12 protein-coding genes are annotated in these 14,560 nt (G+C 69.7%); 8 read left to right on the forward strand and 4 right to left on the reverse strand.

Features of this window, described 5'->3' with window-relative positions:
• Window positions 1–304 precede the first annotated feature (304 nt).
• Window positions 305–1,255 (forward strand): COX15/CtaA family protein, encoded by a 951-nt coding sequence (locus ACK5IN_RS01410; RefSeq protein WP_416894451.1) that lies wholly within the window; start codon window positions 305–307, stop codon window positions 1,253–1,255.
• 111 nt (window positions 1,256–1,366) lie between these two features.
• Here ACK5IN_RS01410 and ACK5IN_RS01415 read toward each other — a convergent pair whose 3' ends face one another.
• From ACK5IN_RS01415 to ACK5IN_RS01425, 3 genes are all read right to left on the reverse strand, one after another.
• The gene (locus ACK5IN_RS01415) at window positions 1,367–2,203 is read right to left on the reverse strand and encodes a DUF559 domain-containing protein (protein ID WP_416889697.1); all 837 of its coding nucleotides are present in this window, start codon (window positions 2,201–2,203) and stop codon (window positions 1,367–1,369) included.
• A 195-nt stretch (window positions 2,204–2,398) separates the two neighbouring features.
• Window positions 2,399–3,325, reverse strand: coding sequence for a heme o synthase (locus ACK5IN_RS01420; protein WP_416889696.1), 927 nt, complete (start codon window positions 3,323–3,325; stop codon window positions 2,399–2,401).
• 72 nt (window positions 3,326–3,397) lie between these two features.
• The gene (locus tag ACK5IN_RS01425) at window positions 3,398–4,744 is read right to left on the reverse strand and encodes an APC family permease (RefSeq protein ID WP_416889695.1); all 1,347 of its coding nucleotides are present in this window, start codon (window positions 4,742–4,744) and stop codon (window positions 3,398–3,400) included.
• 153 nt (window positions 4,745–4,897) lie between these two features.
• Between ACK5IN_RS01425 and ACK5IN_RS01430 the strand changes: the two genes are divergently transcribed.
• From ACK5IN_RS01430 to pgl, 7 genes are all read left to right on the forward strand, one after another.
• Window positions 4,898–5,917, forward strand: a complete 1,020-nt coding sequence (locus ACK5IN_RS01430; protein ID WP_416889694.1) for a LacI family DNA-binding transcriptional regulator — start codon at window positions 4,898–4,900, stop codon at window positions 5,915–5,917.
• A 174-nt stretch (window positions 5,918–6,091) separates the two neighbouring features.
• Window positions 6,092–8,188 (forward strand): transketolase, encoded by a 2,097-nt coding sequence (gene tkt, locus ACK5IN_RS01435; protein ID WP_416894452.1) that lies wholly within the window; start codon window positions 6,092–6,094, stop codon window positions 8,186–8,188.
• Window positions 8,185–9,306, forward strand: a complete 1,122-nt coding sequence (gene tal, locus ACK5IN_RS01440) for a transaldolase (RefSeq protein ID WP_416889692.1) — start codon at window positions 8,185–8,187, stop codon at window positions 9,304–9,306. Before tkt ends, tal begins: the two co-directional genes overlap by 4 nt.
• Complete coding sequence (locus ACK5IN_RS01445; RefSeq protein ID WP_416894453.1) at window positions 9,303–10,919, forward strand: glucose-6-phosphate isomerase; 1,617 nt, start codon at window positions 9,303–9,305, stop codon at window positions 10,917–10,919. Before tal ends, ACK5IN_RS01445 begins: the two co-directional genes overlap by 4 nt.
• Window positions 10,920–10,926: 7 nt before the next feature.
• The gene (zwf, locus tag ACK5IN_RS01450) at window positions 10,927–12,474 is read left to right on the forward strand and encodes a glucose-6-phosphate dehydrogenase (RefSeq protein ID WP_416894454.1); all 1,548 of its coding nucleotides are present in this window, start codon (window positions 10,927–10,929) and stop codon (window positions 12,472–12,474) included.
• Window positions 12,471–13,433 carry a glucose-6-phosphate dehydrogenase assembly protein OpcA gene (locus ACK5IN_RS01455; RefSeq protein ID WP_416894455.1) on the forward strand — a complete coding sequence of 321 codons (963 nt, stop codon included), beginning with the start codon at window positions 12,471–12,473 and terminating at the stop codon, window positions 13,431–13,433. Before zwf ends, ACK5IN_RS01455 begins: the two co-directional genes overlap by 4 nt.
• Entirely contained in the window at window positions 13,417–14,202 is a 786-nt protein-coding gene (gene pgl / locus ACK5IN_RS01460) for a 6-phosphogluconolactonase (RefSeq protein WP_416894456.1), read from the forward strand. Before ACK5IN_RS01455 ends, pgl begins: the two co-directional genes overlap by 17 nt.
• Here the strand turns inward: pgl and ACK5IN_RS01465 are convergent, their stop codons facing one another.
• Window positions 14,203–14,559 carry an RNA polymerase-binding protein RbpA gene (locus ACK5IN_RS01465; protein ID WP_416894457.1) on the reverse strand — a complete coding sequence of 119 codons (357 nt, stop codon included), beginning with the start codon at window positions 14,557–14,559 and terminating at the stop codon, window positions 14,203–14,205.
• Between the last annotated feature and the right edge of the window lies 1 nt (window position 14,560).

Below are 14,560 nucleotides of genomic sequence, written 5' to 3' on the forward strand. Positions count from 1 at the left end.
ACATCCGACATGGGCTTTTCCTCCTTCACGGCCGCAACGGTGTCATCCGTCCCGGCATTCCCGCTCCCCCGCCGTGTTCACGATTGGAGGGTCGTGTACGAGGGTGGGATGCCGCTTCCAGGGCCATAACTCGTGGCGCACGGACCGCGCCTATACTTGGGGGGACGGCGAGGCGCGCCCCGCTGTCTCCACCCGTCGAGTCTACAGGCAACGCCCGACACCGACGGCCCCCGCTACGACGCCCCGGGAGACAACCGAGTACATGTCCACGACGGCCGTTGCGAACTCCGTCCGGTCCTTCCTCATGCCCCACGCCATCACCCGGTGGGTGCGAGCTCTGGCGTGGGCCTCGCTGGCCGTCAACATCGGCATCGTGGGTACCGGCGGACTGGTCCGGCTCACCGGCTCGGGCATGGGCTGCGACACGTGGCCGTACTGCACCGGATCGTCGCTCGTCCCGACGAGCGAGCTGGGCATCCACGGCATGATCGAGTTCGGCAACCGCACCCTCACCGGGGTGCTCGTCGTCGTGGCGCTGTTCATGTACCTCTCCGTGGTGCGCCTGCGTCCGCGCCGGCTGGACCTCGCCCGCATTGCGTTCGCGATCGGTCTGGGGATCATCCTGCAGGCCGTCGTGGGCGGCATCACCGTCCTCATGCACCTGCATCCGAGCGTCGTCGGCACCCACTATCTGATCTCGTCCGCCCTGGTCGCGCTGGCGACCGTGCTGGTGGTACGCGTGTACCGCGAGCCGGGTCCCCGGGTGCGCGCCGTCGGCTCCGGATACGCCGCGCTCGCGTATGCCACCGGCGTGGCGGTGCTCGTCACCGTCGTCGTTGGCATCCTCCTCACCGGGTCCGGTCCGCACGCCGGCGATGCCGCCGCGGCGCGCAACGGCCTCGACCCCGTGTGGTGGCAGCACGTCCACTCGTGGCCGGCCTACCTCGCCTTCGCGCTCACGCTTGCGCTCGTCGTCGGCGCTCGGCGGACTCCTCCCGCGCTGCACCTGCGGCGCTGGACCCTGGTGCTCCTGGGGGTCGAGCTCGTGCAGATCGGCATTGGGCTGTGGCAGGCCCGCTCCGGGCTGCCGATCGTGCTGGTCAACGTCCACATGGTGCTCGCGGTGGTGCTGGTGGCAGCCGTGGTCGTCGTCCTCATGCACGTGACGGCACCCTCCCCCACACCCCCCTCCCGTACCCCCAACCGCTCCGGCTCCCTCAACCACTCCGCCACCCCCACCCACTCCCCCGCGTAGCCCGGGTCATCCCGCGGCACATCTCCGCATTTCTGCAGTTCTCCGCATTCAGGCGTGGCTCGGCATCCGGAGAACTGCAGAAGTCCGCTGAAGCGCGTCACCGCGCGCGGGTCAGGCGGCCCGATGCAGGCCCTGCGCGACGGCCTGTTGGATCGCGTCCTGAACCGCGGGCCAGTCGTCGACGATCTGCGCGTAGGTGTAGCGGAGCACGGTGTATCCGCGCAGCACGAGCTCCGCGTCGTGCGCGATGTCCGCGGCGCGTTGCGCGCCGACGTGGTGCCCGCCGTCGATCTGCACGACCAGGCGATCGCCGATCAGGAAGTCGACCCGATGCCCGTGCAGCCAGATCTGGGAGAGGATCCGAACCCGCAGCCACCGCAAGCGAGTGCGAAAGAACGTCTCGAGCCCGGAGTCGGCGAAGGGTGACACCTCGTCGAGCAGGTCGCGCGCGGCGCCGGACAGCGTCAACCGCTCGAGGGTCTCACGGGAGACCGCACCCTGCCGGATCGCCGAGTCCCAGACCGCCAGTGCTTCCTCGAACGGCTGGCAGCCTGCGACAAGCGCGAGGGTGTTCTCGATCCGGTCCACCAGTTCATCGGGTGCGCGGGGCACCAGCGGCGCAGCCCAGTGCACGTGCAGCTGGGCCGGCCAGCCCCCACCGCTTCCCTTGCGGACGGCCACGTGCCGGGTGTCCTCGCCCAACACCCACAGCCCGGCGCGACGCGCGGCGCTGACGCAGGTGATCACGACGCCGTATCGCGCCGCCGCGACCAGTTCGGCATCCGCCCCCGGCGCGGCAACCCAGTCCCGGCGCACGCGAACGAGTTCGCCGTGGCGAACCGCCTCGGCGATGTAGTGTCGGGAGTGGCCGGCGCGCTGCAGCGACGACGCGCGCGCAACACCCCCCGCGACGGCCGCAACCAGTTCTGAAATCCCACGTCTCGACATGGGCACACTCTTGCGCGCCGACCGCCCCGGTGCGTCCCCCGTGCTCGCTTCTGTGGATGCCTGGGCGTATCCGCGCGCTGTGGAGGAATCGACTCGCCCCACGCAACCCCGCACATCTGCACAACTCCGGATGCGGGAGGCCCCGGATATGCGGAGAACTGCAGATCTGCAGAGAAGTGCAGGCCGGGGCAGCGGTCAGAACGGCAGCAGCGGGTCTACGGCGATCGCGACAAACAGGAGTGTGAGGTAGGTGATGGATGCGTGGAACACGCGCATCGGACGCGGCTGCTCACCGCGCACGGCACGGTTGTACAGCACGTGCGACTCGCAGATGAACCAGCCGCCGAACACGACGGCGGACACGGAGTAGACCGCGCCCATCGCGGCGACGGGGATCAGCAACAGCGAGCATGCCACGGTCGCCCACGCGTACAGGATCACCTGCAGTCCGACCTGCGAACCGTTGCGGGTGGCACCCAGCATCGGCACGTCGGCCTCGTCGTAGTCGTCCTTGTACTTCATCGACAACGGCCAGTAGTGCGGCGGCGTCCATAGGAACACGAGCACGAACAGGATGAAGGGAGTCCACGTGAGCGAACCCGTCACGGCCGACCAGCCGATCAGCACCGGGAAGCAGCCCGCAATCCCACCCCACACGATGTTCTGTTCGGTACGGCGCTTGAGGATGATCGTGTAGACCACCACGTAGAAGAAGATGGCCAGCGCGCTCAGGCCCGCGGCCAGCCAGTTCGTCGTCAGCCCCAGCCAGAGCGTGGACCCGATCGCCAACACCCACGCGAACACGAGCGCACCGCGCGGCGAGGCTTCGCCGGTGACCAGTGGACGGTTCTCGGTGCGCTGCATGTGCGCATCGATGTCCCGATCGATGTACATGTTGAACGTCGCCGCCGAACCCGCACTCATGGATCCGCCGATGACCGTCGCGATCACGAGCCACAGGGACGGCAGCCCCTGCTGGGCGAGCACCATCACCGGTACGGTCGTGACCAGCAGCAGCTCCAGAACGCGCGGCTTGGTCAGAGCGACATAGGCGCGGATCGTGCGACCCAGGGATCGGCGATCCGCGGATGCCGCGAACCCGCCCGTGGTCGTGATGTCCATCGCCCCGCAATCGCCGTCAAGTCTCCCCGCCAGTCTATGGCACCGTGGGAGTCCGCGTTCGCGCGCGTCCGCTCAGTCAAGTCCCTCCAACTGCGGGACGGGCCGGCGGAACCCACCGGTGACGACGGCGATCCACAGCGCGCCGAGCGCCACCCAGACCAAACCCACTACCAGTGCCGCACCGGACAGGCTTGTCCACAACCACACCGTGATGGCGAAACCGATCCCCGGGATGACGAGGTTGTTCATGACCGCACCGCCGCTGCGCTCCTTCAGGTCGACGAAATAGTGCTTCGCGACCGCGAGATTCACAAGAGAGAAGGCCGCAAGCGCACCGAAGCTGATCAGCGAGGCGACCGTGCCGAGGTCGAGCACGAGCGCCAGGAGGCCGACCGCCGATGTCATGGCGATACCCGCGACCGGGCTCTGCCACCGTGCGCTCAGCCGGCCGAAGAACCGCCGCGGCAGCACGCCGTCACGGCCCATTGCGTAGATGATGCGCGACACCGCCGCCTGCGAAGTGAGTGCGGAACCGAGCGAACCAGCGACGTAGGCCGCCGTGAAGAATGCCGCGAGGAATGTCCCACCCGCCTGCATCATGACCTCGACCGCCGCCGAATCAACGTCGGCGAACGACGTGGTCGGCAGCACGAGGTAGCTGATGTAGGCGAGCCCGATGAACAACGCCCCCGCGATGAACGTCGTCTGCATGATCGCGCGGGGAACGACCCGCTTCGACTCGCGCGCCTCCTCGGCGAACGTGCTGACGGCGTCGAACCCGAGGAAGGACAGGCAGAGGATCGCGGCCCCGGACAGGAGCGGACCGACCCCGCCGGCGCTCCCGTCGCCGACGAAGGGAGCGAGCAGATCGACCTGACCCGATCCGCTGAGGCCGACGACGGCGAGGATCACGAAGACGACGATGAACACCGCCTGCGCACCGATGATGAGATAGTTCGCCCGCGCCACCGTGACGATGCCGAAGATGTTGAGCGCGGTCACCAGCACGACGCTGCCGACGATGAACACCCAGGCGGGCACCGCGGGGAAGGCGGCCTGCAGGTAGATGCCGATGACGAGATAGTTGATCATCGGCAGCAACAGGTAGTCGAGCATCAGCGCCCAGCCGGTGAGGAAGCCTGCGGTCCCACCGAACGCCCCGCGACTGTAGGTATAGGCGGAGCCGGCGGTCGGGTACGCCCGCGCCATCCGGCCGTACGAGCGAGCCGTGAACAGCATGGCCACGAGCGTCACCGTGTACGCGAGCGGCAGCCGTCCCCCGGTGATCTCCGTCACGATCCCGTACGTCGTGAAGATCGTCAACGGCACCATGTACACCAGTCCCAGCAGCACGAGCGAGGGTGTTCCCAGCGCGCGTTTCAGGGTGACGACGTTCGTCTGTGCAGATGCATCGGCCATGGGCGGACTCCTTCGGTCTTTTCGGCGCCGGCTACTCCCGTCGGGCCACTCTCGCTTCGATGACTCCAGTGCGGAATCGATTCCGCATTGGAATGATGGTAGCGGCCCACGCCGCCGGGCACAAGACCTGACCCGCCGCCTAGGATGAGCGTGATGAATCGATCCCGCGTGACACTGCTCGACGTCGCCGTCGCCGCCGGGGTATCCCGCACGACCGCCTCCGTCGCCCTGGGCGGGTCGGGCCGGGTCTCCCCCGCGACGGTCGACCACGTCCGCGCCGTCGCCGCGCGACTCGGGTACCACGGCAACGACGCGGCTCGGAACCTGAGGCGGGGCCGAGCCGGCATCATCGGCCTGTACCTTCCGGTGGACATCGGCACGCTCGAGTACTACATGCGCTTCGTGTTCGGCGCCGCCGAGCAGGCCCGCGTGCGCGGTTTCGCCCTCACGATCCTGCTGGCCGGCCACGACCTGTCCTCGCTGCCCGACCGCGTCGACGGCGTGATCGCCGTCGATCCGCTCGCCGCCGACGCGGGCCTGCAGGCACTCATCCGCGCAGAGTTCCCGGTCGTGTGCAATGAGCGGATCCCGGATGCCCCCGACGCACCCGTCCCCGTCGTCGAGCCCGACCACGACCAGGTGATGACCACGCTGCTCGACCACCTCGCGGACCGCGGCGCCGAGCGGGTCGCGTTCATCGCCGCCGGCGACAACACCAGCTGGGGGCGTCGCACGGCCGCCGCGTATGCCGGCTGGTGCGACCGCCATGAACGCCGCGCGTTGCTGCGGCAGACGTCGTTCACGGCGTCCGCTGACCACGTCGCCGACGTCGCGCGCGACCTGGTCGCCGACCCGCGACGTCCCGACGCCGTGATCAGCGCTCCCGACGGCGCTGCGATCGGCGTGCTCGACGCGGCACGCAGCCAGGGACTCGTCGTCGGCGGGGACATCCTCGTCGCGGCGGCCGTGGACAGCTCCGCCTTCCGGCTCGTCCGCCCCGGAATCACCGCGGTCGACCACTACCCCGCCCGCATCGGTGCACAGTGCACCGATCTCGTCACCGACTGGGTCGAATCCGGTGCCCGCCCGCCCGCACCGCCCCGGCTGCGGTTCGACCTCATCGCGCGCGGTTCCACCGGGGGTGCGGTGCCGGCATCCGTGCCCGCGCGCTGAGCGCACTGCGCCGGTGAAACGGCGCGTCACGCGGCGCCGTCCGGTGCCGCGCCGACAGGCCCCTTCGATATGCTGGGGGCACATACGCCCCCGTCCCTCGCGCCGCGGCTCGTCGCCTCTCGACGGCCACGAGCGACTGCGACGACGCGGGGCTTCCGAACGAAAGGCGACCCGTTGTCACAGCTGGTGTGGGAAGAGATCGATCGGCGCGCGGTGGACACCGCTCGTGTTCTGGCGGCGGATGCCGTAGAGAAGGTGGGCAACGGTCACCCCGGCACCGCGATGAGCCTGGCACCGGCGGCATACCTGCTCTATCAGAAGGTGCTGCGCCACGACCCGGCCGACACCGACTGGCTCGGGCGCGACCGGTTCATCCTGTCGGCGGGCCACTCGTCGCTGACCCAGTACGTGCAGCTGTACCTCGGCGGTTTCGGGCTCGAGCTGACCGACCTCGAGGCGCTGCGCACGTGGGGGTCGCTCACCCCCGGTCACCCCGAGTACGGGCACACCAAGGGCGTCGAGATCACGACCGGTCCGCTGGGTCAGGGCCTGGCCTCGGCGGTGGGCTTCGCGTACGCGGCCCGCTACGAGCGCGGACTGTTCGATCCGGCCGCTGCCGCCGGAACCAGCCCGTTCGACCACTTCGTGTACGTCATCGCCGGTGACGGCGACCTGCAGGAGGGCGTCACGAGCGAGGCATCGAGCCTGGCCGGGCACCAGCAGCTGGGGAACCTGATCGCGATCTACGACTCGAACCAGATCTCCATCGAGGACGACACCAACGTCGCCTACACCGAAGACGTGCGCGCCCGATACGAGGCGTACGGGTGGCAGGTCCTCACAGTCGACTGGAAGAAGACCGGACAGTACGTCGAAGACGTCGCGGAGCTGTTCGCGGCGATCGAGGCCGCCCAGGGCGAGACCGCCAAGCCGTCGCTGATCATCCTGCGCACCATCATCGGCTGGCCGAGCCCGGGCAAGCAGAACACCGGCAAGATCCACGGTTCCGCGCTCGGCGCCGACGAACTCGCCGCGACCAAGAAGGTGCTCGGTTTCGACCCCGAGCAGGCGTTCGCCGTCGCCGACGACGTCATCGCGCACACCCGAGCGCTGTCGGACCGCGCCGCCACCGCGCGCGCGGCGTGGCAGCAGGGGTTCGACGCCTGGGCGGCGGCGAACCCCGACCGCAAAGCGTTGCTCGATCGACTGGAGGCCGGTGCCCTCCCCGACGGCATCGCCGACGCCCTCCCCGTGTTCGAGGCCGGGAAGGACGTATCGACCCGGGCCGCCTCCGGTCAGGTGATCAACGCCCTCGCCGCCGAGCTCCCCGAGCTGTGGGGCGGATCGGCTGACCTCGCGGAGTCGAACCTCACCACCATCAAGGGCGCGAAGAGCTTCATCCCCACCGAGTGGTCCACCCACGAGTGGTCCGGTGACTCGTACGGCCGGGTGCTGCACTTCGGCATCCGCGAGCACGCGATGGGCGCGATCGTCAACGGCATCCGTCTACACGGCCCCACCCGCCCGTTCGGCGGCACGTTCCTGATCTTCAGCGACTACATGCGCCCCGCCGTGCGTCTGGCCGCGCTCATGAACATCCCGAGCGTTTTCGTCTTCACCCACGACTCGGTCGCCCTGGGTGAAGACGGCCCCACCCACCAGCCGATCGAACAGCTCGCCTCGCTCCGCATGATCCCCAACATGACGGTGGTCCGACCCGCCGACGCGAACGAGACCGCACACGCGTGGCTCGAGATCGTCCGCCGCACCGCCGGGCCCACCGGCATCGCGCTGACCCGCCAGAACGTGCCGGTGTTCCCCCGCGGCGACGGCACGGCATCCGGCGACGTCTTCGCCTCCGCGGCCCACACGGCCAAGGGTGCGTACGTCCTGGCCGAAGCGCCGAACGGAGACCCGGATGTGATCCTCATCGCGACCGGCTCCGAGGTGCAGCTGGCCGTGGCTGCGCGCGACGCGCTCGCCGCCGAAGGCATCGGCGCTCGCGTCGTGTCGGCCCCCTCGCTCGAGTGGTTCGCCGAGCAGGACGCGGCGTACCGCGAGTCGGTGCTGCCGGCCGCGGTCACCGCCCGGGTGTCGGTGGAAGCCGGCGCCACGGGGCTGTGGCGCGGGGTCGTGGGCGACCGCGGCCGCACCGTCGGCATCGACCATTTCGGCGCCTCCGCCGACTGCAAGACCCTGTTCCAGAAGTTCGGCGTCACCGCCGACGCGGTCGTCGACGCGGCCCGCGCAACCGTTGAGGAGAACGCATGAGCACCCCCACCCACGCTCTGTCCGCAGCCGGCGTCAGCATTTGGCTGGACGACCTGAGCAGGTCCCGGATCGCCTCCGGCAACCTCGCCGACCTCATCGCGACCCGCGACGTGACCGGTGTGACCACCAACCCCACCATCTTCCAAGCCGCGATCGGCGGCGGCAGCGCCGACTACGCCGGTGAGCTGGCGGCGCTCGCCGCCGGCGGTGCCGACGCGGATGCCGCGATCTTCGCGCTCACCACGGAAGACGTCGCCGCGGCGGCCGACATCTTCCGCCCCGTGTACGACGCGACCGGGGGCGTCGACGGGCGCGTGTCGATCGAGGTCTCCCCCGACCTCGCCCACGACACCGAGGGCACGATCGCCGAGGCCAAGACGCTGTGGGCGAAGGTCGATCGCCCCAACGCCCTCATCAAGATCCCTGCGACAAAAGCGGGCCTGCCCGCCATCACCGAGGTGATCGGCGCGGGCATCAGCGTGAACGTCACCCTGATCTTCTCTCTGGAGCGCTACGCGGCCGTCATCGACGCGTACCTGGCCGGTCTGGAGAAGGCGAAGGATGCCGGCATCGACCTGTCCAGCATCCACTCGGTCGCGTCGTTCTTCGTCTCCCGCGTGGACACCGAGGTCGACAAGCGACTGACGGCGATCGGCTCGGACGACGCCCTCGCGCTGAAGAGCAAAGCCGGTGTGGCGAACGCACGGCTGGCATACGAGCTGTTCGAGCAGGAGTTCGGCGCCGATCGCGCGCAGGCCCTGGTCGCGGCCGGCGGCACCGTGCAGCGTCCGCTCTGGGCCTCCACCGGCGTCAAGGACCCGAGCTTGCCCGACACACTGTACGTCACCGAGCTCGTCGCCCGCGGCACCGTGAACACGATGCCCGAGAAGACCCTGGAAGCCACGAGCGATCACGGTGTCGTCACGGGAGACACCATCACCGGCAACTACGCCGACGCGCACGCGGTGATCGACGGTCTCGCTGCCGTCGGCGTCGACTTCGCCGACGTGACGCAGGTGCTCGAGGACGAAGGCGTGGCCAAATTCATCGACTCCTGGCACGACCTGCAGGCAACGGTCCGCACGGCGCTGGCCACGGCGCCCGAGGCATCGCGTTGAGCTTCGAGATCCACGTCTCCGGCCACGTGGCGTCCGTCGTCGAGGCGACGCTGCCCGGGCTGGTCTCCGACCTCATCGCCAGCGGCATCACCGCCGGCGACGCCGACCTGTGGGGGCCGGATGCCGAGGCCGAGGCCGCCCGGCGACTCGGCTGGGTACAGGCCGTGTCGGTCTCGCGTCCGCTCGTCGCCGAGATCGCGTCGCTGCGCGAACGGCTGCACGCGGACGGCGTCAGCCGTGTCGTCCTGGCCGGGATGGGCGGATCATCGCTCGCACCGGAGGTGATCACTGCGACAGCCGGTGTGCCACTGGTCATCGTCGACAGCACCGCACCCGCGCAGGTGCTCGCGGCGATCGACGGTGAGCCCGGTCTGGGGCTCGAGCGGACCGTCCTGGTCGTGTCGTCGAAGTCCGGTTCCACGGCCGAGACCGACGCTGTGCTGCGTGCTTTCGAGGCTGCATGGCGGGATCTCGGTATCGATCCTGCCGAGCGGATCGTGGTCGTCACCGACCCCGGTTCAGCGCTCGATGCCGCCGCGTCGCGCGCCGGTTATCGCGTCTTCCACGGCGACCCGACCGTCGGCGGCCGGTACTCGGCGCTGACCGCGTTCGGGATCGTGCCAGCCGGTCTGGCCGGAGCCGACATCGCGGAACTGCTCGACGAGGCCGAAGCAACGCTGTTGGAAGTCGCGATCGACGACGCGAATAACCCCGCACTGGTCCTGGCTGCGGCGATCGCGGGCGGTGACCCGCGACGCGACAAGCTGGGCCTGGTCAGCGACGGCACCCACATCCTTGGCCTGCCCGACTGGATCGAACAGCTCGTGGCGGAGTCGACCGGCAAGGACGGCACCGGCATCCTCCCCGTGGTCCTGCTGCCGGTCTCGCCCGAGACGGACACGCCGCAGACGGACGTTCAGATCGTCCGTTTCGTCGACGACGCGGTGCGCTTCCAGATCATCGAGCGGTACCCGGACGAGGTGCTCATCAGCGGATCGCTGGGCGCCCAGTTCGTCGTATGGGAGTACGCCACCGCGATCGCGGGACGCATGCTCGGCATCAACCCGTTCGATCAGCCCGATGTCGATGCGGCCAAGACCGCCGCACGCGGACTGCTGGAGGCGCGTCCCGAGCCGTCCGCTCCGGCGTTTGTGCAGGACGGCATCGCGGTCCGCGTCTCCGACCCCGCCCTCGCCACCGGGGGGACGATCGAGGCGGTCTTCGACGCCCTCTGGCGTAACGTGGCCGACACCGGGTACGTCGCGGTGCAGGCGTACGTGGACCGGCTCGCCATGCCGCAACTGGCGGGTCTGCGCGAACTCATCGCCGCCGACTGCGGCCGGCCGACCACCTTCGGGTGGGGTCCGCGGTTCCTGCACTCCACCGGCCAGTACCACAAAGGCGGACCCCGCAACGGTGTCTTCCTCCAGATCCTCCAGTCCGGAGACGTCGACCTGGAGATCCCGGGACGCCCCTTCACATTCGGCCAGCTCATCGCTGCCCAGGCCGCCGGGGACGCCGCCGCCCTGACCGCGCTCGGCCGCCCGGTCGTGACGCTCACCCTCAGCGACCCGCAAGCCGACGTGCTCGCGCTGTTCGAAGCCGCACAGTAGGAACCAGATGACTGTCCCGATCTCCCGCGGCCACAACCCGCTGCGCAACGCCGACGATCGCCGGCTGAACCGCATCGCGGGCCCGAGCGCGCTGGTCATCTTCGGGGTGACCGGTGACCTGTCCCGCAAGAAGCTCATGCCCGCCGTCTACGACCTCGCCAACCGCGGGCTGCTGCCGCCGGGGTTCGCGTTGGTCGGGTTCGCCCGGCGGGACTGGAAGGACCAGGATTTCGCCGCGGTCGTCCACGATGCCGTCCGGGAGCACGCCCGCACGCCCTTCCGCGAGGAAACCTGGCAACAGCTCCTGCAGGGCATCCGGTTCGTCTCCGGCGAGTTCGGCGACGCCGACGCCTTCCGCCGGCTCCGCGAGACCGTCGAGCGGCTGGATGTGGACCGCGGCACGATGGGAAACCACGCGTTCTACCTGTCGATTCCGCCCCGGGACTTCCCCATCGTCGCACGCCAGCTGAAGGAGTGCGGCCTGGTCGACGAGACACCCGGAACCGACAGCTGGCGGCGCGTGGTCATCGAGAAGCCGTTCGGTAGCGATCTGCGGACAGCACGCGAACTGAACGCGGCGCTCGAGGTCGCCTTCCCCGCGGACTCGATCTTCCGGATCGACCACTACCTCGGCAAGGAGACCGTCCAGAACATCATGGCGCTGCGGTTCGCCAACGAGCTGTACGAACCGATCTGGAACGCGAATTACGTCGATCACGTGCAGATCACGATGGCCGAGGACATCGGCGTGGGCGGCCGCGCCGGGTACTACGACGGCATCGGCGCCGCGCGGGACGTGATCCAGAACCACCTGCTGCAGCTGCTCGCGCTGACGGCGATGGAAGAGCCCAACTCGCTCGACGCACGCGATCTGCGCGCCGAGAAGGAGAAGGTGCTGGCCGCCGTCCACGTGCCGGACGATCTCGGCGCCGCGACCGCGCGCGGCCAGTACGCCGGGGGCTGGCAGGGCGGCAGAAAGGTGCCCGGTTTCCTGGAGGAGGACGGCATGGCCGCCGACTCCACGACCGAGACCTACGCCGCCGTCAAGCTCGAGATCGCGACGCGCCGATGGGCCGGGGTGCCGTTCTATCTGCGCACCGGCAAGCGCCTCGGCCGCCGCGTGACCGAGATCGCCGTGGTGTTCAAGCGCGCTCCAGAGCACTTGTTCTCCCGCGCGCAGACCTCCGAGCTCGGGCAGAATGCCCTTGTCATCCGCGTCCAGCCCGACGAGGGCGTGACGATCCGGTTCGGCTCCAAGGTTCCCGGCTCGGGCACCTACGTGCGCGACGTCACGATGGATTTCGGCTACGGCCACGCCTTCACCGAGGCGAGCCCCGAAGCGTACGAACGACTCATCCTGGACGTCCTCCTCGGCGACCCCCCGCTCTTCCCTCGTCACGAAGAGGTCGAGCTGTCGTGGCGGATCCTCGACCCCATCGAGCGATTCTGGGCCGCCGAGGGCGGGCCGGTGGAGCAGTACAACCCGGGCTCCTGGGGCCCCGAGTCGGCCGACGCCCTGCTCGCGCGCGACGGACGAGTCTGGAGACGCCCATGATCATCTCGCTGCCCGACACCGATGTGAGCAAGATCGCCCGGGCTCTGGTCGAGGTGCGCGAAGACGGCGGCGCCGTGGCGCTCGGCCGCGTGCTGACCCTCGTCATCTCGTCGAAGTACGGCGCTCTCGAAGACGCGATCGAGGCGGCGAACGATGCGTCGCGGGAGCACCCGATGCGCGTCATCGTGCTGACCCTCGACCGGGATGCGCGCAGCGCGCCGCGGCTGGACGCCGAGATCCGCGTCGGCGGCGACGCCGGCGCGAGCGAGGTCATCGTGCTGCACGCGTACGGATCCGCCGCCTCGAACGCGGAGAGCCTGGTCACGGGGCTGCTGCTGCCGGATGCGCCCGTCGTCGCCTGGTGGCCGTCCGACACGCCTCCGGTGCCCTCCGAATCAGCGATCGGCCGCATCGCTCAGCGGCGGATCACCGACGCGTCCCGGCATGAGAATCCGAGCGCATGGGCCCACGCGCTCGGAGACCACTACGCCCCCGGCGACACCGACCTCGCCTGGACACGGCTGACCCGGTGGCGAGAGCAGCTGGCGGCCGTGCTCGACCAGCCGCCGTACGAGCCGATCACGGCCGTCGAGGTGACGGGCGCGTCCGACTCGCCCTCGACCGGGCTGCTGGCCGCGTGGCTGCGACTGCAGCTGGACGTGCCCGTGCGCCACGAGCACCTCGATGCCGATACGTGGACCAGCGGCATCCGATCTGTACGCCTCACTCGCCGCAGTGGCGACATCGTCCTCGAGCGGCCAACCCCGGGCGTGGCCGTGCTCAGCCAGCCAGGGCAGCCGTCGCACGAGCTCTCCTTCCCGCGCCGCACCCTGCGCGAATGCCTGGCCGAAGAACTCCGCGGACTGGACCCGGACCTCCTGTATGGTCGAGTGATCACGGAGGGCTGGGACCTGCTCGGTGCTCCGGCAACCGGGGAGACAGATGACGACGCCGAGTGACTGGCTGACCGAACGCCGCGTCGTGGTCAGGGACGACCCCGCCGGCGTCGCCGCGGTGCTCGCGAACAGGCTCACCACCAAGCTGGTCAAGGGCACGCGTCACGGCGCCGTGATGCACGTCTCGCTCACCGGGGGCAGTGTCGGGATCGGATCACTGCGGGCAGCGGCGGCACATCCGCAGGCTGCGGATGTGAATTGGTCGCACGTGCACTTCTGGTGGAGCGACGAACGGTTCGTGCCGCGAGCCGATGCCGAGCGCAACGCGCTGCAGGCGCGGGAGGCCTACCTCGATCACATCCCGGTGCCTGCCGGCAACGTCCACGAGATGCCGGCCGCCGACGACGGCATGGGCCTCGATGACGCGGCGCGGGCCTACGCCGCCGAGCTGGCTCGATTCGGCAGCGACGAGCAGCCGTGGCCGGCGTTCGACATCTGCCTGCTCGGTGTGGGACCCGACGGACACATCGCCTCGCTCTTCCCCGACCGGCCCGAAGTGAGGGTCACCGACGATGCGGTCGTCCCGGTGCGCGACTCCCCCAAGCCTCCGCCCGAGCGGCTGTCGCTGACGCGCCCGGTCATCAACTCCTCGCGGCGGGTGTGGATGGGGCTGGCCGGAGCCGACAAGGCACCGGCGCTCGGTCTCATCCTGGCGGGCGCGAGCTATGCGAACGTTCCAGCGGCCGGCGCCAAGGGGCGTCAGCGCACGTTCGTCTTCGTCGACTCCGCCGCGGCGGCCGAGGTGCCGCCCGAGCTCATCGAGCGGGACTGATCAGGCCTGCCCGCGCCGCTCGCGCAGCTGGGTGAGCGCGTCTTCGAGAAGAGTCTCGGCCTCTTCCTCACTGCGACGCTCCTTGACGTACGCGAGGTGGGTCTTGTACGGCTCGGTCTTGGCCACCGCGGGCGGATTGTTCTTGTCACGACCGGCCGGCAGACCCGAGTGCGGGTGGTCGATGACATCCGGGATCTCTTCTTCCGGGAGATTCGCCGCGAAGTAGCGCACCGTCTCGTTGCCCAGGGCGTCCCAGTACGTGATCGCCACGCGCTCGGCGTGGAACCCGTGGTCCTGCTCGCCCATCGGGCCGGCCCCCACGCGGGTGCCGCGAATCGCATTGCCGCCAGTGGCCATA

This window comes from Microbacterium sp. (genome assembly GCF_047971895.1).
Lineage (GTDB): Bacteria > Actinomycetota > Actinomycetes > Actinomycetales > Microbacteriaceae > Microbacterium.

What these genes read in the sequence shown, in the direction of transcription:
- ACK5IN_RS01410 (WP_416894451.1), top strand. Translation starts at nt 305, where the DNA reads ATGCCCCACGCCATCACCCGGTGGGTGCGAGCTCTGGCGTGGGCCTCG.
- ACK5IN_RS01415 (WP_416889697.1), bottom strand. Translation starts at nt 2,203, where the DNA reads ATGTCGAGACGTGGGATTTCAGAACTGGTTGCGGCCGTCGCGGGGGGT.
- ACK5IN_RS01420 (WP_416889696.1), bottom strand. Translation starts at nt 3,325, where the DNA reads ATGGACATCACGACCACGGGCGGGTTCGCGGCATCCGCGGATCGCCGA.
- ACK5IN_RS01425 (WP_416889695.1), bottom strand. Translation starts at nt 4,744, where the DNA reads ATGGCCGATGCATCTGCACAGACGAACGTCGTCACCCTGAAACGCGCG.
- ACK5IN_RS01430 (WP_416889694.1), top strand. Translation starts at nt 4,898, where the DNA reads ATGAATCGATCCCGCGTGACACTGCTCGACGTCGCCGTCGCCGCCGGG.
- tal (WP_416889692.1), top strand. Translation starts at nt 8,185, where the DNA reads ATGAGCACCCCCACCCACGCTCTGTCCGCAGCCGGCGTCAGCATTTGG.
- zwf (WP_416894454.1), top strand. Translation starts at nt 10,927, where the DNA reads ATGACTGTCCCGATCTCCCGCGGCCACAACCCGCTGCGCAACGCCGAC.
- ACK5IN_RS01455 (WP_416894455.1), top strand. Translation starts at nt 12,471, where the DNA reads ATGATCATCTCGCTGCCCGACACCGATGTGAGCAAGATCGCCCGGGCT.
- pgl (WP_416894456.1), top strand. Translation starts at nt 13,417, where the DNA reads ATGACGACGCCGAGTGACTGGCTGACCGAACGCCGCGTCGTGGTCAGG.
- ACK5IN_RS01465 (WP_416894457.1), bottom strand. Translation starts at nt 14,559, where the DNA reads ATGGCCACTGGCGGCAATGCGATTCGCGGCACCCGCGTGGGGGCCGGC.